The sequence below is a fragment of the Rathayibacter sp. AY1C1 genome (assembly GCF_002932105.1).
GTDB lineage: Bacteria > Actinomycetota > Actinomycetes > Actinomycetales > Microbacteriaceae > Rathayibacter.
The window spans coordinates 92,188-109,865 of the sequence record NZ_PSWH01000005.1 but is presented as its reverse complement, the minus strand read 5'-3'; the positions used below and the strand labels follow the sequence as shown (position 1 = coordinate 109,865).

Sequence of the window (17,678 nt, the reverse complement as noted above, 5' to 3'; positions counted from 1 at the left end):
CTGGAAGCGGTCAGCGGCGGCTCAGCGCCACCAGTCGTCGAACATCGACAGCGGCACCTGGCGCTTGTGCTCGGTCGCGGCGTACCGCGCCTCGATGGCCTCGGCGACGGCCCGGTCGACCTCGCCGCCCTCGAGGTACGTGTCGAGGTCGGCGTAGGTGAGCCCGAGGTTCGTCTCGTCGGTCTGGCCGGGGTTGTCGTCGAGCAGGTCCGCCGTCGGCGCCTTCTCGTAGAGCCGGGCCGGTGCGTCCAGGTGCTCGAGGAGCGAGCGCCCCTGCCGCTTGGTGAGGCCGGTGAGCGGGAGGACGTCGGCGCCGCCGTCGCCGTACTTCGTGAAGAAGCCGGTGACCGCCTCGGCCGCGTGGTCGGTCCCGACGACGAGCATCCCGGCCTGGCCGGCGATTGCGTACTGCGCGATCATCCGCATCCGCGCCTTCACGTTGCCCTTCACGAAGTCGCTGATCGGCTCGTCGACCGCGTCGCCGAACGCTGCGGCCACGCCGTCGACGCCCTGGTGGATGTCGAAGACGACCTGGCGGTCCGGGCGGATGAACGTGAGGGCGAGCTGGGCGTCCTCCTCGTCGGCCTGCACCTTGTACGGCAGGCGGACCGCGATGAAGGAGGCGTCGCCGCCGCTCGCGCGGACCTGCTCGACCGCGAGCTGGCAGAGGCGCCCGGCGAGGCTCGAGTCCTGGCCGCCGCTGATGCCGAGGACGAGGCCCTTCGCGCCGGTGCTGCGGAGGTAGTCGGCGAGGAATCCGCTGCGCCGTTCGACCTCGACGGCCGGATCGACGGCGGGGGAGACGTGGAGCTCGGAGATGATCTGCTGTTGGACGTCGCGCACGGCTTCACGCTACTCCGGATGCTCCCCGGCGGCCCCTCCTCGCCGCGGACGCGCAGGCTCCCGACGCCTCCCCGAAACAGGGTCCGCCCGCCGCGTCCGACTGGCGCGGCGCCTACCCGCGCTCGGCGACGATGCGGGCGATGCGCGCCGGGACGGTGTCGTCCTGGAGGCTCGTCACGTCTCCGAGCGGGCGGCCGTCGCGGATGTCGCCGAGCAGCCGCCGCATGATCTTGCCGGAGCGGGTCTTGGGCAGATCCGGCACCACCACCACGTCGCGCGGCTTGGCGATCGGACCGATCGCGACCGCCACGTGGTCGCGCAGGAGCACCGAGAGCGTCGTGCCGAGCGCGGCCCAGTAGGCCGGGTCCTCCTCGCTGCGGTCGACGGCCTCATCGGAGGGGATGACGAACGCCGCGATGGCCTGGCCGGTCGTCGCGTCGGCGACTCCGACGACTCCGGCCTCGCCGACGGCCGGATGGGCGACGAGTGCCGACTCGATCTCGATCGTGGACAGGCGGTGCCCGGAGACGTTGATGACGTCGTCGACGCGGCCGAGCACCCAGACGTCGCCGTCGGCGTCGTACTTCGCGCCGTCCCCGGAGAAGAACCACCCCTGGGACGCGTAGCGGGCCCAGTAGGAGTCGCGGTACCGCTCCGGGTCGCCCCACACGGTGCGGGCGAGCGCCGGCCCGGTCCGGTCGACCACGAGGTAGCCGCCGGAGCCGTTCGGCACCCGCTCGCCGTGCTCGTCGACCACGAGGACGCCGAGCCCGGGCAGGGCTCCGAGAGACGAGCCCGGCTTGAGGGTCGAGACGCCCGGCAGCGGGCACATCACCGCGGCGCCGGTCTCGGACTGCCACCAGGTGTCGACGATCGGGCAGCGTCCGCCGCCGATCGCCTCGTGGAACCAGACCCAGGCCTCGGGGTTGATGGACTCGCCGACGGTGCCGAGCAGGCGCAGGCTCGACAGGTCGTACCGGGCGGGCACGCCCTCGGGGAACCAGGTCATCAGCGTCCGGATCAGCGTCGGCGCCGTGTAGTAGACGGTCACCCCGTACCGCTCGATGATCTCGAAGTGCCGGGCCGTGTGCGGGGTGCTCGGGGTGCCCTCGTAGATCACCTGGGTGAGCCCGTTCGAGAGCGGTCCGTAGATCTCGTAGGTGTGCGCGGTGACCCAGGCGAGGTCGGCGGTGCACCAGTGCACGTCGTCCGGCTTCGCGTCGAACACCGCCCAGTGCGTCCAGGAGGCCTGCGTGAGGTAGCCGCCGCTGGTGTGCACCAGCCCCTTGGGCTTCCCGGTCGTGCCGGAGGTGTAGATGATGAACAGCGGCGTCTCGGAGTCGAAGGCCTCGGCCTCGTGGACGTCGCTCTGCGCGTCGACCAGCTCGTGCCACCAGACGTCGCGGCCCGGGGTCCACGGGACGTCGGTCTCACCGGTGCGGCGGACGACGAGGACGTGCTCGATCGACGCGACGCCCTCGACCGCCCGGTCGGCGCTCGCCTTGACCGGCACCGCCGCTCCGCGCCGGAACTGCCCGTCCGTGGTGACCAGGAGCTTCGCGCCGGTGTCCTCCACGCGGAACCGCACCGCCTCGGCGGAGAAGCCGCCGAAGACGAGCGAGTGGATCGCGCCGATCCGCGCGATCGCGAGCGTGATGACGATGGTCTCGGGGATCACCGGGAGATAGACGACGACGCGGTCGCCCTTCCCGATCCCGAGCGCGGTCAGCGCGTTCGCGGCGCGGGAGACCTCGCGCTGGAGCTCGGCGTAGGTGATCGACCGCCGGTCGCCGCGCTCGCCCTCGAAGTGGAGGGCGGTCTTCCCGCCGCGTCCCACGTCCACGTGGCGGTCGACGCAGTTGACGGCCACGTTCAACCGTCCACCCTCGAACCAGGTCGTGCGCGGCACCGAGAGCGAGCCGTCGGGCAGCGCAGCGGCAGGCTCCCAGCTGTGGGCGGTGTGCCACGGCTCCGCCCACTCGAGGCGGCGGGCGGCCTCCTCCCAGAACGCGACCGGATCGGCGGCGGCGCGCGAGTACTCCTCCGCGCCCGCGTTCGCCTGCGCGGCGAAGGCCGCGGGCGGGGGGAACCGGCGGTGCTCGTCGAGCAGGTTGGCGATCGTCCCGCTCACGCTCGGAGCTCCCTCCCCGGCGCTCACGCCCACTTCCTCACGGCGTAGCGCTGGAACACGCCGACGACGGCATCGGTGAGCTTGCCCAGCACGGCCAGCAGGACGATCGCCAGGAACACCCGGTCGATCCGGCCGTTGTTCTGGCTGTCGATGAGGCGGAAGCCGAGGCCCATCGAGGAGGCGATGAGCTCGGAGGCGACCAGGAACAGCCACGACTGGGCGAGCGCGAGGCGCAGCCCGGAGATCACGGAGGGGATCACCGCGGGCAGCTGCACCGTCGTGAAGAGCCGGAAGCCCGAGAGGCCGAAGGCGCGGCCCGCCTCGACGAGGTGCCGGTCGACGTGGCCGAGCGCCGTGGCCACCGTGGTGAAGACCGGGAAGAACGCGCCGATCGTGATCAGCGTGATCTTCGACTCCTCGCCGATGCCCATCCAGAGCAGCAGCAGCGGGACCCAGGCCAGCGACGGGACCGCCCGGATCGCGCCGAGGGTCGGCCCGAGGACGACCTCCCAGACGCGGGAGAGCCCGAAGAGCGCGCCGACCACGAGCCCGAGCGCCGAGCCGAGCGCGAACCCGATGAGCACGCGCTGCGTCGAGATGGCGACGTCCTGGCCGAGGTCGCCGCGCTGGGCGAGGTCGACGCCGGCCGCCCAGACCATCGCGGGCGAGGGGAAGACCGCCACCGAGACCATCCCGGTCGTCGTCGCGATCTGCCAGGCGGCGAGCAGCAGCACGGGCAGGATCGCGCCTCCCGCGACCACGAACCACCGTCGCGATGTGAGCGGGTGGGAGCGGTCCTCGCGGAGGCGGCGCTGGGAGGCCGCGACCGACGGGCCCGCCGTCACGAGTCCGGGCTCACCCGGCATCGGCGCGGACAGCGCGCTCCGCCGCAGCACATCGGCGTCGGTCGCGGTGTCGTCGTCGCGGATCGTCATCGTCGGTCTCCTCGGATCACGGGGTCGGGGGCGGAGGGCCGGACCCTCAGGCGCCGATGGCGCTCGGGTCGGCCGCCGAGGCGTAGGTGTCGTCGAGCAGCGAGTCGAGCGCGTCGTCGACCTGCTGCTGCGAGGCGACGTCGCCGTTCTCGACGAAGATCGGGCCGATCACGGCGAGCACGTCGGTCTGCGCAGAGCCGGGGACGTTGTCGACGTCGAGGTTGCTGCGCTCGGTGATGACCGTCGTCGCCACCGCCACGTCGAGGCCGGCGACGGAGGCGAGGATGCTCGCCGTCTCGTCCTGGTTCTCGAGCGCCCAGGCGCGGGCGTGCTCGTACGCGTTCACGACGGTCTGCGCGAGGTCCGGCTTCTCGGCGAGGAAGCTCTCGGTCGCGTTGAGCAGACCGTAGGAGTTGAAGTCGACGTTGCGGTAGAGCAGGGCCGCCCCGGCCGCCTCGGCGCCGGCCATGATCGGGTCCAGGCCCGCCCAGGCGTCGACGGAGCCGTTCTGCAGCGCCGCCCAGCCGTCGGCGTGCTGCAGGTTCTGCACCGTCACGTCGCCGATGCCCAGCCCGGCGGCCTCGAGCGCCTGCACCAGGAAGAAGTAGGGGTCGGTGCCCTTGGTGGCCGCGATCTGCTTGCCCTTGAGCTGCTCGACCGACGTGATCGCCGAGCCGGCGGGGACGACGAGGGCCGACCACTCCGGCTGCGAGAAGATGTCGATCGTCCTGATCGGCGAGCCGTTCGAGCGGGCGAGCAGCGCGGCGGAGCCGGCGGTCGAGCCGACGTCGATCGCTCCGGCGCGCAGGGCCTCGTTGGCCTTGTTGGAGCCGGCCGACTGCACCCAGGCGACGGTGACCTGCTGCTCGGCGAGGGCGGCCTCGAGCCAGCCCTTCTCCTTGATGACCAGGCTCAGCGGGTTGTACGTCGCGAAGTCGAGCGTGAGCGTGCCGCCCCGGGTTCCTCCGGAGGCGGCGTCGGCGGTCGCGGCCGCCGCTCCTCCTCCGCCCTCGCCCTGCACGCAGCCCGCGAGGAGCGGGACGGCGGCGGCGGTGAGCAGACCGGCGAGAGCGGTGCGGCGGGTGAGCGGGGAGCTGGTGAACGACATGGGGGCCTCGGCTTCGGGGATGCGGTGACAGCGAGTGTGGACGCTGCAGGGGAGGGGCGGTGCGGGGAGGTGCTCGTGCGGTGGAGAGCGGGAGGAGGAGGCGGCTGGGGAGGGAGGTCGTGCCGCCCGGACCGTGCCGCCCGGGTGGAGGGATGCGGGTCGATCCGCCCGGGGTCAGTGCCGCTCGATGCCCAGCCCCGCGAGGAGCTCGGCCCGGTGCTCGGCGAGCTCCGCCGAGCCGCGGTCGCGGGGCCGCGCGCCGGGGACGGTGACGATCCGCTGGATGCGCGAGACGCCTCCGGGCTCGTCGCGCCCGAGGAGCACGATGCGGTCGGCCAGCTGCAGGGCCTCGTCGACGTCGTGGGTGACGAGCAGGATCGTCGCCGGAGCCGCCGCGTGCACGTCGAGCAGCAGGTCCTGCATCCGCAGGCGGGTCAGCGCGTCGAGCGCCCCGAAGGGCTCGTCCAGGAGGAGCACGCCGGGGTTCCGGGCGAGGGCGCGGGCGAGGGAAGCGCGCTGGGCCATGCCTCCGGACACCTCGCGGGGCCGCGAGCGGGCGTGCGCGGTGAGGCCGACCAGCGAGAGCAGCTCGTCGACGGCGGCGCGGGCGGCCGGGCGCGGGGTGCCGCGCGGCAGGCCGAGCGCGACGTTGTCGGCGATGCTCCGCCAGGGCAGCAGCCGCGGCTCCTGGAACGCCACCGCGCAGCGCGGGTCGATGCCGGAGACGGGGGCGCCGTCGATGAGGACGGACCCCTCAGAGGCGGTGTCCAGGCCCGCCGCGATGCGCAGCAGCGTCGACTTGCCGCAGCCGCTCGGGCCGAGGATCGCGATGACCTCGCCCGCGGCGGCCTCGAGCGTCACGTCCGTCAGCACGGGGGACCCGGGCGCGAAGGTGCGGCCGACCCCCTCGAAGCGCACGGGGAACGCCGACTGGCCGAGCTCGGCGTCGAAGGCCAGGCTCGTGCGGGCGGCGGGGGTGGCGGGCATGTCTCTCCGGGCAGCGGGACGGGCGGGCGGATCGTCCGATCGTACGGAGAGGCTCCCGGCGGCACAGCGGGGACCGACACGGGGAGTAACACAGGGGGTGGGACGCGGAAGGCCTCCCCGGTCCGCAGACGGGGGAGGCCTTCCGCCGGAGGGCTACGCCTGGACGAGCACGAGCTCCTCGAGGGGCAGGCGGGTGCGCGGCGCGGTCTCGCGCTCGCGGAGGGTCTCGTTCGCCAGCGCGTCGGCGTCGGCCGCGACTCCCACCGCGGCGATCGTCACCGGGTCGAAGCGCTCGTCGACGCCGAACGCGGCGCGGACGGCGTCCTTGTCGAAGCCGGCCATCTGGTGCACGTGCAGGCCCTCGTGGTGCGCCTGGACGCTGAGGTGGGCGATCGACTGGCCGAGGTCGTAGACGGCCCAGGGGCGCGGCTTCCCCTCGGAGTCGACGGTCTCGGCCAGCGCGACGACCAGGACGGCGGCGGAGCCGGCCCAGGCGCCGTTGAAGCCGGCGAGCGTCGAGACGATGCGGTCGAACCCGTCGGTTCCGCGGCGGGCGACGATGAAGCGCCACGGCTGCGAGTTGCTGGCGGACGGGGACCAGCGCGCGGCCTCGAGGAGGGACGCGAGGGTCTCGTCGGAGACGGTCGCGGACGCGTCGTAGGAGCGGGGGCTCCAGCGCTCCGCGAGGACGTCGAGGATCGGGGCGCTGGTGCTGGCGGTGCGGGAGGCGGTGGCGGACATCGCGGGGCTTCTTCCGTGCGGGGGACTGGGGGAGGGGCTCCGTCGCCCGTGGAGCCCAACCGTCCCCGCACCGCGGGCATTCCCGCGCGCGCACGGCAGGCGCCCGCACGCGCGTTCGCCCACGGAGGAGCGGGCCGCCTCCGAGCCCCGGAACGGTACGGTGGGAGACGGCGTGGTCACCCCGCGCACCACCATCCACGACTCTGGAGGATCATCCATGGCCCAGCACTTCGACGTCGTCGTCCTGGGGGCAGGCCCCGGCGGATACGTGGCCGCGATCCGCGCCGCCCAGCTCGGCAAGTCCGTCGCCGTCGTCGAGAAGCAGTACTGGGGCGGTGTCTGCCTCAACGTCGGCTGCATCCCGTCCAAGGCGCTGCTGCGCAACGCGGAGCTCGCCCACCTCTTCCACACCCAGGCGAAGCAGTTCGGCATCTCGGGCGACGTCTCGTTCGACTTCGGCGCGGCGTTCGACCGCAGCCGCTCGGTCGCGGACGGCCGCACCAAGGGCGTCCACTTCCTGATGAAGAAGAACAAGATCGCCGAGTTCGACGGCGTCGGCTCCTTCACCGGCCCGCAGGGCCTCGACGTGCAGCTGAGCAAGGGCGGCACGGAGTCGCTGACCTTCGACGACGCGATCATCGCGACCGGCGCGAGCGTCCGCCTCCTCCCCGGCGTCGAGCTCTCCGAGAACGTCGTCACCTACGAGACCCAGATCATGACCCGCGAGCTCCCCGACACGATGGCCATCGTGGGCGCGGGCGCGATCGGCATGGAGTTCGCCTACGTCCTCAGGAACTACGGCGTCGACGTGACGATCATCGAGTTCATGGACCGCGCCCTCCCCAACGAGGACCCGGACGTCTCCAAGGAGATCCAGAAGCAGTACAAGAAGCTCGGCGTCGAGATCCTGACCTCGACCAAGGTCGAGTCGGTCGTCGACAAGGACGGCTACGTCACGGTCACCTACACCGCGAAGGACGGCACGCAGTCGACCCTCGAGGTCGACAAGGTGCTCATGTCGATCGGCTGGGTCCCCCGCACCGAGGGCTTCGGCCTCGAGAAGACGGGCGTCGAGCTCACCGAGCGCGGCGCGATCGCGATCGACGACCACATGCGCACCAACGTGCCGCACATCTACGCCATCGGCGACGTCACCGCGAAGCTGCAGCTCGCGCACGTCGCGGAGGCGCAGGGCGTCGTCGCCGCCGAGACCCTCGCCGGTGCCGAGACCCAGACCCTGGGCGACTACCGGATGATGCCGCGGGCGACGTTCTGCCAGCCGCAGATCGCCTCCTTCGGCCTCACCGAGAAGCAGGCGACGGACGAGGGACACGAGATCACCGTCTCGACCTTCCCCTTCATGGCGAACGGCAAGGCCCACGGCCTCGGCGAGCCCACCGGCTTCGTGAAGCTCATCGCGAGCAAGAAGTACGGCGAGCTCCTCGGCGCCCACATGATCGGCCCGGACGTCTCGGAGCTGCTCCCCGAGCTCACGCTCGCCCAGAAGTGGGACCTCACCGCGACCGAGCTGGCCCGCAACGTGCACACCCACCCGACGCTGTCGGAGGCGCTGCAGGAGGGCTTCCACGGCCTCAAGGGGCACATGATCAACATGTAGGGCTCGTCCCTCCACGGCCTCCGGCCCGCAGGATCCCGCTCGGCTCGTCCGCGGCGGATCCTGCGGGCCGGAGCCGTTTCCGGGGGCGTCCACAGGGCTCCGGCGCCGCTCCCGCTACCGTGGCCCGATGGATCCGCGCCTGCTCGACCGCCTCGCCGCCGACGCCTGGCCCGCGCTCGTGCGGCGCCCCCTCGGCGCGTGGGAGCTGCGCGCCTCCGCAGGAGTCACCAAGCGCGCGAACTCGGTGCTCGCGTCCGGCGACGTCGTCGACCAGGAGGCGGCGCTCGACGCGGCGGAGGCGTTCGCCCGCGAGCACGGGATCGCGCCCCTCGTGCAGATCGGGCCGCCGAGCCCCGCCGGTCTGACCGGGCTGCTCGCCGAGCGGGGCGCCGCGCCGATCGACCGGACGCTCGTGCTGGCGGGTTCGGTGCAGGAGGCGCTCGCCGCCCTGTCCACGACGTCGGGGTCCGCGCCGTCGAGGCCAGTGCCGCCGAGGCCCGCGCCGCAGCCTCGCGTCCGCCTCGCCCCGGCTCCCGACGAGGACTGGCTCGCCCTCTGGTGGTCGGTGGACGGTCGCGGTGGAGCGGAGGAGCGCGCGGTCGCCGAGCGCATCCTCGCGGGCTGCCCCTCCTCCTACGCTCTCGCCGTCGACGGGGACGGCCCCGCCGCGACCGGCCGCCTCGCGCTCGTCACGGCGCCGGACGGCGAGCTCTGGGGCGGCCTCTTCGCCCTGGCGACCCGCCCGGACGCCCGGCGCCGCGGGCTCGCCTCCGCCGTGATCCGCGCCCTCCTCGAGGACGCGTCCGGCCGGGGCGTCGCGCGCTTCTGGCTCCAGGTGCTCGCCGAGAACGCCGGCGCCCGCCGCCTCTACGCGTCCCTCGGCTGTTGCGAGTCGTCCTGGTACGAGTACTGGCGCTGACCCGCTCGCGGAGGAGGAGCGGGGTGCCCGGTTCAGGCGTTCGCGAGCACGGCGCGGGCGACGGCCTCGGCCTTCGCCGCGTCGCCGGTGACGGTCACGCGCCACCACACGTCGTCGGCCAGCGCGTCGATCTCGCAGACGCCCGCCGCGCAGCCGGTGAGGGCCTTCTCGCCGAAGCCGTCGAGCGGCTCGAGCGGGATCGCCAGGCCCGAGGTCAGCGAGAGGTTCCGCCAGCCGTCGTCGCCGTTCGGGAGCGCGTCGACCGTCACGCCCGAGTAGGCGGCGCTGGAGGCGTCGCTCCAGCTGCAGGAGGCGTATCCGGCCCGGGCGGCGGCAGCGGCCGACGCGGTGGTCGGCGTCCCGGTCCCCGTCCCCGCGGTCGCCTGCGCGAGACCGGCGGCACCGGACAGCTGCTCGGCCGTCAGGACCTCGGTGCAGACGGGCGCCGTCGCGGTGACCGGCTCGTCGAGGCTGCCGAGCGCGGCGGAGGCGGTGCCGGTCGCCAGCGCGGCGAGGTCGACGGCCGCGGGGGCGCCTCGCAGCTGCAGCGTCACCCAGGTGGCGCCGGCGAGCAGGTCCAGGTCGCAGCTGCCGTCGGTGCAGGAGCCGTAGGCCTCGACGCCGGTCTCGAGGCGCGGGCCCGGACGGCCGGCGAAGGCCTCGGCGGCGTCGTCGACCGCGGCCGCGGTGATCGAGGCGTCCTCGTCGTACCAGGCGCAGCGGAGCACTCCGCCGTTCTCCTCCGCGGCCTCGCGGATCAGCTCGCCCGAGGAGCGCGTCGTCACCTCGCGGCTGCCCTCGAGAGCGCTGCGGGAGACCCCCAGCGCCGAGGCCGCCCGCGTGGCGGGGAGGAGGGAGTCGCAGCCCAGGCGGGTCGAGGCCGTGGGCGAGGGCGTCGGAGTCGCGGAGGGAGTCGGAGCGGCGGTCTCGGACGCCGACGGGGTGGCCGCGACGTCCGAGCGCTCGGCCGACGTGCAGCCCGTCAGCGCGACGAGAACGGCGAGCGCGGCGCCGACCGTCGCCAGGCGCGGGAGGCGGGCCCTCACGCGGCCAGCTCGCGCTCGATCGCGGCCGTGAACGCGTCGATGTCGTCCTCCGTCGTGTCGAAGGAGCAGACCCAGCGGACCTCGCCGGTCGCCGGGTTCCAGTCGTAGAAGCGGTAGGCGGTGCGGAGCCGGTCCGCGACTCCGGGCGGCAGCGTCGCGAACACCGCGTTGGCCTGGGTCTGCTGCGTGAACTCGAGCCCGGTGATCCGGCCGGCGGCGATCGCCTCCTCGAGCCCCGAGCGCAGGCGCGCCGCCATGGCGTTCGCGTGCCGGGCCGAGCGGAGCCACAGGGGCTCCTCCTCGCCGCCGTCGTCGAGCAGGGCGAGCAGCTGCGCCGAGATGAAGCGCATCTTGGAGGACAGCTGCATGTTGGTCTTGCGGAGGAAGGTCAGCCCGGTCGAGGCCGCCGGGTCGAGCACGACGATCGCCTCGCCGAGCAGGATGCCGTTCTTGGTGCCGCCGAACGAGAGCACGTCGACGCCCGCGTCGGTCGTGAAGGAGCGCAGGGGCAGGCCGAGGGCGGCCGCGGCGTTCGCGATGCGCGCCCCGTCCATGTGCAGCCGCATGCCGAGGCCGTGCGCGTGGTCGGCGAGCGCGCGCACCTCCTCCGGGGTGTAGACGGTGCCGAGCTCGGAGGACTGGGTGATCGAGACCACGAGCGGCTGGGCGCGGTGCTCGTCGCCGAAGCCCCACGCCTCCTGGTCGACCAGCGCCGGGGTCAGCTTGCCGTCGGGCGTGGGGACCGTGAGGATCTTGATCCCGCCGACCTTCTCCGGCGCTCCGCCCTCGTCGGAGGTGATGTGCGCGGTGCCCGCCGAGACGACGGCGCCCCACCGCGGCAGCATCGACTGCAGGCCGGTGACGTTGGCGCCCGTGCCGTTGAAGACGGGGAAGGCCTGGGCCTGCTCGCCGAACTCGCGGCGGAACGCCTCCTGCAGGCGCTCGGTGTAGACGTCCTCGCCGTAGGCGATCTGGTGCGCTCCGTTGGCCGCGGCGATCGCGGCGAGGACCTCGTCGTGCACTCCGGAGTAGTTGTCGGAGGCGAAGCCGCGGACGTCGGGATCGTGCAGAGCGCTCATCCCTCCATCTTCGCAGCCCGCCGCCCGGAGGAGCCCCGGAGGCGCCCGCCGAGACACCCCTCCTGCCTCCCGCATGTTTCGGGCAGGTGAAAGGACGACGACCCGAAAGCCGATCTCCGTCAAGAAGTTGGTATCGGCTGGGAGGCAGGCCACTCTTGACGTATGCGCATGGACACGACGGGAGCTGTCCGCGACATGCCCGCCCCTCCCGGGGTGGACGAGATCGCGGCTCGCTTCGGCGATCCCGTCCTCGCGTTCGCGCCCCAGCCGAGGCTGGAGGAGTTCGCCGCGGCGCAGACGATGGCGCTCGGCCGCTTCGTCGAGATCTCGCTCTCGTACTCGTTCTACAAGAACCCGCGCAACCGCGCCGACCCCGTCAACCACGTCCCGCTGACCCCCGAGCAGAAGCGCGCGATCGAGCGCGCCGAGAACGACCACCTGCCGCCGTGGATGGTCGACCAGGTGACGCGGATGCGGTACCCGGTGCTCTGGGAGGCGGTCCGCACCTCCGTGCCGATCCCCGCCGAGCGCAGCCGGCCCCTGGAGTCCCGCCTCGCGGCCCACATGGGCGACGTGCTCCGCAACACCTTCCCGGGCCGCGTGCGCAGCCGCCGCGGCGGGATGCCGGTGGTCGCCGCCGCCCTCCGCGACGAGGACGTCGTGCGGGGCGTCCCGGTGATCGTGGACGGGGAGGCGCTGCGCGGCTACCGCGTGGACACCGATCCGGACGTGGTCGCGATCGGCGCCCGCGTCGACGGCCGCTACATGACGGTCGTGCTCGACCGGAAGATCGTGCCGGAGATCCGGATGGAGTTCGTCCGCCGCACCCCGCCGCGCCCGGCCTCGAGCCAGCCCCGGCGCTGACCGCCCCGGCGTCGAGCACCTCCGACCTGTCCGCCCCGCTGCCGACCGCCCGGCCCACCGCTCAGGGGCGCCCCGGCACCGCGATCCCGTGCTCGTAGGCGAACACGACCGCCTGGATCCGGTCGCGCACGCCGAGCTTCATCAGGATCTTCGAGACGTGCGTCTTCACGGTCGCCTCGCCCACGAACAGCTCGGCCGCGATCTCGGCGTTCGACCAGCCCCGCGCCAGGTGCACGAGCACCTCCCGCTCGCGGTCCGTCAGATCGGCCACTCCGGGGTGGTCGGCGGCGGTCGGCGTGCGCTCGGGCACGGACGCGAACCGCTCGATCACGCGCCGGGTGACGTCGGGGGCGAGCATCGCGTCGCCGCGGGCGACCACCTGCACGGCCTCGACCAGCTCCTCCGGCGACGCGTTCTTGAGCAGGAACCCGCTGGCGCCGGCCGAGAGCGCCTCGAAGAGGTAGTCGTCGCGGTCGAAGGTGGTGAGGATGAGCACCCGCGAGCACAGGCGCGGGTCGGCCACGATCTCGCGGGTCGCGGCCAGGCCGTCGAGCCCGGGCATCTGCACGTCCATGCAGATCACGTCGGGGCGCAGCTCGGAGGCGCGCTGCAGGGCCTCGAGCCCGGTGCGGGCCTCGCCGACCACCTCGATCCCCGGCTCCGACTCGAGGATGATGCGGAAGCCCACGCGGACGAGCTCCTGGTCGTCGACGAGCAGCACGCGCACGTGCTCGGTCATGGGCGGCCCCCGCTCGCTCGCTCCTGACGCCCCCGCGACGTCTCCGACGACGGTACCGGGTCGTCGGCGTCCGGCACGCTCGCCCGGACGGGGGACAGCGGCACCCGGGCGTGCACGAGGTAGCCTCCGCCCCTCGGCCCCATCTCGATCCAGCCGCCGACCGCGGCCGCGCGCTCGCTCATGCCGGTGTGCCCCAGTCCGCAGGAGGCGGGAGCGCTCGGGTGCGGGCCGGACCCGCCGTCGTCGGCGATCTCGAGCTCGACCGCGTCGGGGGCGTAGCGGAGGCGCACCTCGGCGTGCGCGCCGCGCCCCGCGTGCTTGCGGACGTTCGTGAGCGACTCCTGCGCGATGCGGTAGAGGCTGAGCCCCACCGTCGCGGGGATCTCGCGGGGCGTGCCGAGGGTGAGGAAGACGGTGGGCAGGCCCGATCCGCTGGACGCCGCGACCAGCTCCTCGAGCTGGGCCACCCCGCGGGTGGACGCGGCGTCGGTGAGCGGATTCGGGACCGCGTCCTCGGCGCGCAGCGCGACCAGGATGCGGTGCAGCTCCTCGATCGCCGAGCGCGCGTCGCCCTCGATGGCGCTGAGCGATGCCGCCGCCCGCTCCGGATCCCGCGCCAGCACCCGCCGCGCCGCTCCCGCCTGCACGCCCATCACGCTGACGTGGTGCGCGACCACGTCGTGCAGCTCGCGCGCGATCCGCAGCCGCTCGGAGGACACGGCCTGCCGCGAGGAGCGCTCCCGCTCGTCGTCGAGCTCGGCCGTGCGCGTCTCGAGCGCCTCCAGCCGGCGGGCCGACTGCCACGACGCCTCGCCGAAGACGTAGGCGCTGCCGAAGTAGAGCAGGTTCGAGACGACCGCGAGGGCCGACTCCGCCGCGTAGGGCGAGAGCAGGCCGAGGGAGTCGTCGACCGGCACGGAGCTGCCGAAGTACTCGCCCGTGGCGAGGGTGGTGAGCAGCCAGCCCAGCATCCCGACCGCGATCGCCACTCGGACGACGAGCGCCGTGCGCCGGTTCCGGCCCCACGCGCCGACCGTGTAGAGCGCGAGGAACAGGCAGATCTGGCCGAAGAGCGACTCCGGCACCTGGAGCACGATCCCGAGCGCGTAGACGACGGAGAGTCCGGCCGCCACGCTCGCGGGGAACCGGCGGCGCAGCGCGAGGGGAAGGGTCATCAGGACGGCCCAGTGGGCGCTGACGACGGGGTGCGCCGCGTCCGGGAATCCCGCCGAGGAGTACAGCGCGACGGAGACGACCGTCGCCACCAGCAGGATCCCCGCGGTGACCGCGTCGCGCACGTATCCGGCCCGGCTCGGCGCTCGCCGGATCCAGCCCGCGTCGAGCGGGTCCGCGGCTCCGTCACCTGAGGGCATGCGCCCCACGCTAACCGACGCCGGTCGGACGGGGCCCCGGGAGGCGGAGGAGCGCACCCCGCCGCCTCCCGGGCGCGACGTCAGTCCCGGCCGGTGATGCCCCGGGTCGAGGCGATGACGTCGCCCATCTTCCTCCCGAGGGCCTCGTAGAACATCGACAGCGGGAACTCGTCGTCCAGCACCGCGTCGGTGAGGCCGCGCGGGGCGCCGAGCAGCACCTCGTCCGGGAGCCCGCGGGCCCAGGCGGAGGCGGGGTGCGGAGTGAGAGTGGCCGCGATCAGCTCGTGCGCGGCCAGCCAGTGCGCCGTCTTCGGCCGGTCGATCGAGCGCCAGTAGAGCTCGTCGATCGCGTCCGAGAGGGCGACGACCACGTCGGCGACGCCGTCCCACTCGAACGCCAGCCGGGTGTCGGTCCAGTGCAGGACGCCGTGCTGGTGCAGCCAGGCGAAGAGCAGCTGGCCGCCGAGGCCGTCGTAGTTGCGCACCCGCGACCCGGTGAGCGGGAAGCGGAAGAGCCGGTCGAACAGGATCGCGTACTGCACGAAGCGCGAGCGCTCGGCCAGCGCCTCCTCCTCGTCGTCGCGGCGGTCGAGCGCGCCGAGGCGGCGCTCGATGGCGACGGCCTCGCGGAAGGCGGTGAGGTCGCACCGCAGCTCCTCCAGCGAGTAGAGGAAGAAGGGCATCCGCTGCTTGATCATGAACGGGTCGAACGGCAGGTCGCCGCGCATGTGGGTGCGGTCGTGGATGAGGTCCCACATCACGAAGGACTCCTCCGCCAGGCGCTGGTCGGCCAGCAGGCGCTGCGCGTCCTCCGGGAGCTCGAGACGGGTGATCCGGGCCGCCTCCGTGACGACGCGGCGGAACCGGGCCGCCTCGCGGTCGGCGAAGATCGCGCCCCAGGTGAAGGACGGGACGGAGCGCATCGCGACCGTCTCGGGGAACAGCACGGCGCTGTCGGTGTCGTAGCCGGCGGTGAAGTCGACGAAGCGCACGGGCACGAAGAGGGCGTTGGAGTAGTCGCCCGCCTCCAGCTCGGCGACGAACCGCGGCCAGACGACCTCGACGAGGACGGCCTCGACGTGGCGGTCGCGGCTGCCGTTCTGGGTGTACATGGGGAAGACGACGAGGTGGCGGCGGCCGTCGACGCGCTCGAGCTGCGGCTGGAACGCGGTGAGCGAGTCGAGGAAGTCGGGCAGGCCGAGTCCGCCGGCGCTCCAGCGCTCGAGGTCGACGACCAGCGCGTCGAGGTACGCGGCGTCGTGCGGGAACGCGGGGGCGAGGGTGCGGACGCCGGCGACGATCCGCTCGACGAGGGTGCGCGCCTCCTCGAGCCGCTCGGGATCGGCGAGCGAGCCGTCCTGGGACTGGAGCGGCTGCAGCCCGGCGGCGGCCGCCTTCAGGTCGAGCCAGGCGGCGGACTCCTCCACGCGGTCCTCGACGACCTCGGGTTCTCCGACGACGGTGCTCTGCACGGCTTGCGACATGGTGATCCTCCTCACGCTGGTGATACGGGGCTGCAGGAGCGGAACGCGCTCCGACTCCGAGCGTATGGGCTCGTGCGCGCGCTTTTCTTGCGTCTCAGCGGAGCGAAGCGGCGATCTCGCGGGGGCGGGCGCACGTCTCCGCCGCCCCTCGGAGGCCCCGCGGTCAGCGGTTGCCCAGGCGTTGTGCAGGTGCCGCCCCCCGTCCGGGGCTAGATTCCTCACCGCTTCCGTTTCCCTCCCCTCATCGGGTCGAAGATGGGGCGACACCGTGTCCGCATCCCGAGTGCGGAGACATCCGATCGGACAGGCGCGCCGAACACCCTGGCGGCGCGCTCGATCGGCGAGCCATCCTGAGAGAGAGGATCGGAGCGCGTGACGGGACCCGAACCCGGAAGCGACCAGAGAACAGCCAGCATCGACCACCACCCCGAGAACCTCCGCCTGCTCCCCTGGCCGCAGGCGGACGCCTCCGTCCTGCGCGACACCCTCGCGCACGCGGGCGGCGGCCTCGAGAGCGAGAGCGAGATCCTCGTGCGCCACGACCGCTACCTGCGCGGTTGGGCGGACGGCGACGCGTTCTTCTACGTGGTCGAGCTGGACGGACTCTCCGTCGGCTCCATCGGCTATTGGTACGGCTGCTCGCGCGGCGTCGTCGCCTACGAGGCGGCGTGGAGCATCGCTCCGCACGCCCGCGGCATCACCGCGGACTCCGTGCGGATGCTGCTCGAGGAGGCGGCGGCGTTCCCCGTGCCCCGCTTCGTGCACGCCTTCGTGGCGGAGAGCGACCTGGACGCGGGCGCGACCTGCGTCGAGGCCGGCTTCGACCGGATCGACCTCGTCGAGCAGGGCGAACCGCCGGAGCTCTACGTGGACTGGGCGTTCGACCTGGCCGCCGTGGCCTGATCAGATCCCGTGGCGCTCCAGCCACGGCCGCAGCACCGCGAGGAACTCCTCGGGGTGCTCGAGGCCGGGCAGGTGCGCCGCGTCCTCGAGCACGTGCAGCTCGGCACCGCCCACCTCGGCGGCGAGGTGCTCGCAGACCGGCAGCGACTCGGAGAGGTCGTGCGCGCCCGCCACGACGAGGGTCGGCACGGCGATCTCCCCGAGCCGCTCGCCCGCCGGCCCGGAGGGATCGATCGGGCGGGGGGCCTCCGCCTCGTGGCCGACGCCCGTGAGCGCGAGCTCCCGGACCCGCGCGAGGAACTCCGGAGCCACGTCGTCCGCGGAGCGGTCGGGACCCACGGCCCAGAGCTCCGCCTCGACGATCGCCGCGGCCTCCCGCTCGCCCGCGAGCTCCAGCGCCTCGACCTCCCCGAAGCGCCGCTCCTCCTCCGCCGTCAGCGCGGGGTAGTCGAAGCCTGCCAGGCCCGGCGCGATCACGACCAGGCCGGTCACCCGCTCCGGATGCTCGAGCGCCAGGTCGAGCGCGAGCGTCCCGCCCCGCGAGCAGCCGACGACCACCGCGCGCTCGACCCCGAGGTGGTCGAGCCCGTCCAGGGCGTCCCGGCGCGGGTCGTACTCCACGTCCTCCGTGCTCGTTCCGCCCGCGCCGCGGACGTCGTAGCGGACCACCAGCCGGTCGCGCGAGAGGTCGGGGACGAGCGGGTCCCACATCCGCAGATCGGCGATGCCCGCGTGCACGAGCAGCAGGGCGGGCGCGGAGGCGTGGCCGTCCGCCTCCCAGTAGAGGCTCGCGCCGGGGACCTCGAGATGCGGCATGCCGCACACCGTAGGCGCGTCCCGCCGGCGCTGCAACGCCCGGCCACTGCCTAGGGTGGAGGCGCGACAGCGGACGGGCCGCGGCGGGGAGG

Annotated in this window: 16 protein-coding genes; 4 read left to right on the top strand and 12 right to left on the bottom strand. The window is 73.6% G+C overall.

Features of this window, described 5'->3' with window-relative positions:
- Positions 1 to 21: 21 nt before the first annotated feature.
- The 6 genes from nadE to C5C71_RS04090 form a co-directional block, all read right to left on the bottom strand.
- A complete protein-coding gene (gene nadE, locus C5C71_RS04115; protein WP_104222821.1) occupies positions 22 to 843 on the bottom strand; it encodes an ammonia-dependent NAD(+) synthetase in 822 nt (273 codons plus the stop codon).
- A gap of 112 nt (positions 844 to 955) precedes the next feature.
- Positions 956 to 2,974 carry an acetate--CoA ligase gene (acs, locus tag C5C71_RS04110; protein WP_104337193.1) on the bottom strand — a complete coding sequence of 673 codons (2,019 nt, stop codon included), beginning with the start codon at positions 2,972 to 2,974 and terminating at the stop codon, positions 956 to 958.
- Positions 2,975 to 2,997: 23 nt separating this feature from the next.
- Positions 2,998 to 3,840, bottom strand: a complete 843-nt coding sequence (locus C5C71_RS04105) for an ABC transporter permease (protein WP_104337192.1) — start codon at positions 3,838 to 3,840, stop codon at positions 2,998 to 3,000.
- Between the two features lie 115 nt (positions 3,841 to 3,955).
- Positions 3,956 to 5,017, bottom strand: coding sequence for an aliphatic sulfonate ABC transporter substrate-binding protein (locus tag C5C71_RS04100; protein ID WP_104337179.1), 1,062 nt, complete (start codon positions 5,015 to 5,017; stop codon positions 3,956 to 3,958).
- A 174-nt stretch (positions 5,018 to 5,191) separates the two neighbouring features.
- On the bottom strand, positions 5,192 to 6,004 hold the full coding sequence (locus tag C5C71_RS04095; protein ID WP_104222820.1) for an ABC transporter ATP-binding protein: 813 nt from the start codon (positions 6,002 to 6,004) through the stop codon (positions 5,192 to 5,194).
- Positions 6,005 to 6,157: 153 nt separating this feature from the next.
- Positions 6,158 to 6,745, bottom strand: a complete 588-nt coding sequence (locus C5C71_RS04090; RefSeq protein ID WP_104250693.1) for a nitroreductase family protein — start codon at positions 6,743 to 6,745, stop codon at positions 6,158 to 6,160.
- A gap of 217 nt (positions 6,746 to 6,962) precedes the next feature.
- Between C5C71_RS04090 and lpdA the strand changes: the two genes are divergently transcribed.
- A complete protein-coding gene (lpdA, locus tag C5C71_RS04085; RefSeq protein ID WP_104337178.1) occupies positions 6,963 to 8,363 on the top strand; it encodes a dihydrolipoyl dehydrogenase in 1,401 nt (466 codons plus the stop codon).
- A 127-nt stretch (positions 8,364 to 8,490) separates the two neighbouring features.
- On the top strand, positions 8,491 to 9,282 hold the full coding sequence (locus tag C5C71_RS04080; RefSeq protein WP_104337177.1) for a GNAT family N-acetyltransferase: 792 nt from the start codon (positions 8,491 to 8,493) through the stop codon (positions 9,280 to 9,282).
- A gap of 32 nt (positions 9,283 to 9,314) precedes the next feature.
- On the opposite strand, the gene C5C71_RS04075 is transcribed toward C5C71_RS04080, so the two are convergent.
- A complete protein-coding gene (locus tag C5C71_RS04075; RefSeq protein WP_104269038.1) occupies positions 9,315 to 10,328 on the bottom strand; it encodes a hypothetical protein in 1,014 nt (337 codons plus the stop codon).
- Complete coding sequence (locus C5C71_RS04070) at positions 10,325 to 11,407, bottom strand: low specificity L-threonine aldolase (protein ID WP_104337176.1); 1,083 nt, start codon at positions 11,405 to 11,407, stop codon at positions 10,325 to 10,327. The genes C5C71_RS04075 and C5C71_RS04070 overlap by 4 nt, the downstream gene beginning before the upstream one ends.
- Before the next feature lie 168 nt (positions 11,408 to 11,575).
- Between C5C71_RS04070 and C5C71_RS04065 the strand changes: the two genes are divergently transcribed.
- A complete protein-coding gene (locus C5C71_RS04065; RefSeq protein WP_104239200.1) occupies positions 11,576 to 12,271 on the top strand; it encodes a hypothetical protein in 696 nt (231 codons plus the stop codon).
- Between the two features lie 61 nt (positions 12,272 to 12,332).
- Here the strand turns inward: C5C71_RS04065 and C5C71_RS04060 are convergent, their stop codons facing one another.
- From C5C71_RS04060 to C5C71_RS04050, 3 genes are all read right to left on the bottom strand, one after another.
- On the bottom strand, positions 12,333 to 13,010 hold the full coding sequence (locus C5C71_RS04060; protein ID WP_104247976.1) for a response regulator transcription factor: 678 nt from the start codon (positions 13,008 to 13,010) through the stop codon (positions 12,333 to 12,335).
- Positions 13,007 to 14,383 carry a sensor histidine kinase gene (locus C5C71_RS04055; protein WP_104337175.1) on the bottom strand — a complete coding sequence of 459 codons (1,377 nt, stop codon included), beginning with the start codon at positions 14,381 to 14,383 and terminating at the stop codon, positions 13,007 to 13,009. The genes C5C71_RS04060 and C5C71_RS04055 overlap by 4 nt, the downstream gene beginning before the upstream one ends.
- A gap of 80 nt (positions 14,384 to 14,463) precedes the next feature.
- Positions 14,464 to 15,867, bottom strand: a complete 1,404-nt coding sequence (locus tag C5C71_RS04050; protein ID WP_104309566.1) for a DUF6421 family protein — start codon at positions 15,865 to 15,867, stop codon at positions 14,464 to 14,466.
- A 372-nt stretch (positions 15,868 to 16,239) separates the two neighbouring features.
- On the opposite strand from C5C71_RS04050, the gene C5C71_RS04045 reads away from it, so the two are divergent.
- Positions 16,240 to 16,770, top strand: coding sequence for a hypothetical protein (locus C5C71_RS04045; RefSeq protein ID WP_104260956.1), 531 nt, complete (start codon positions 16,240 to 16,242; stop codon positions 16,768 to 16,770).
- On the opposite strand, the gene C5C71_RS04040 is transcribed toward C5C71_RS04045, so the two are convergent.
- Positions 16,771 to 17,586 carry an alpha/beta fold hydrolase gene (locus C5C71_RS04040; protein WP_104337174.1) on the bottom strand — a complete coding sequence of 272 codons (816 nt, stop codon included), beginning with the start codon at positions 17,584 to 17,586 and terminating at the stop codon, positions 16,771 to 16,773.
- Positions 17,587 to 17,678 lie beyond the last annotated feature (92 nt).

Bases quoted from the DNA above. Each gene is read 5' to 3' on its own strand.
- C5C71_RS04105 (WP_104337192.1), bottom strand. From the start codon at position 3,840: ATGCCGGGTGAGCCCGGACTCGTGACGGCGGGCCCGTCGGTCGCGGCC.
- C5C71_RS04100 (WP_104337179.1), bottom strand. From the start codon at position 5,017: ATGTCGTTCACCAGCTCCCCGCTCACCCGCCGCACCGCTCTCGCCGGT.
- C5C71_RS04095 (WP_104222820.1), bottom strand. From the start codon at position 6,004: ATGCCCGCCACCCCCGCCGCCCGCACGAGCCTGGCCTTCGACGCCGAG.
- C5C71_RS04090 (WP_104250693.1), bottom strand. From the start codon at position 6,745: ATGTCCGCCACCGCCTCCCGCACCGCCAGCACCAGCGCCCCGATCCTC.
- lpdA (WP_104337178.1), top strand. From the start codon at position 6,963: ATGGCCCAGCACTTCGACGTCGTCGTCCTGGGGGCAGGCCCCGGCGGA.
- C5C71_RS04080 (WP_104337177.1), top strand. From the start codon at position 8,491: ATGGATCCGCGCCTGCTCGACCGCCTCGCCGCCGACGCCTGGCCCGCG.
- C5C71_RS04070 (WP_104337176.1), bottom strand. From the start codon at position 11,407: ATGAGCGCTCTGCACGATCCCGACGTCCGCGGCTTCGCCTCCGACAAC.
- C5C71_RS04065 (WP_104239200.1), top strand. From the start codon at position 11,576: ATGGACACGACGGGAGCTGTCCGCGACATGCCCGCCCCTCCCGGGGTG.
- C5C71_RS04060 (WP_104247976.1), bottom strand. From the start codon at position 13,010: ATGACCGAGCACGTGCGCGTGCTGCTCGTCGACGACCAGGAGCTCGTC.
- C5C71_RS04055 (WP_104337175.1), bottom strand. From the start codon at position 14,383: ATGCCCTCAGGTGACGGAGCCGCGGACCCGCTCGACGCGGGCTGGATC.
- C5C71_RS04050 (WP_104309566.1), bottom strand. From the start codon at position 15,867: ATGTCGCAAGCCGTGCAGAGCACCGTCGTCGGAGAACCCGAGGTCGTC.
- C5C71_RS04040 (WP_104337174.1), bottom strand. From the start codon at position 17,586: ATGCCGCATCTCGAGGTCCCCGGCGCGAGCCTCTACTGGGAGGCGGAC.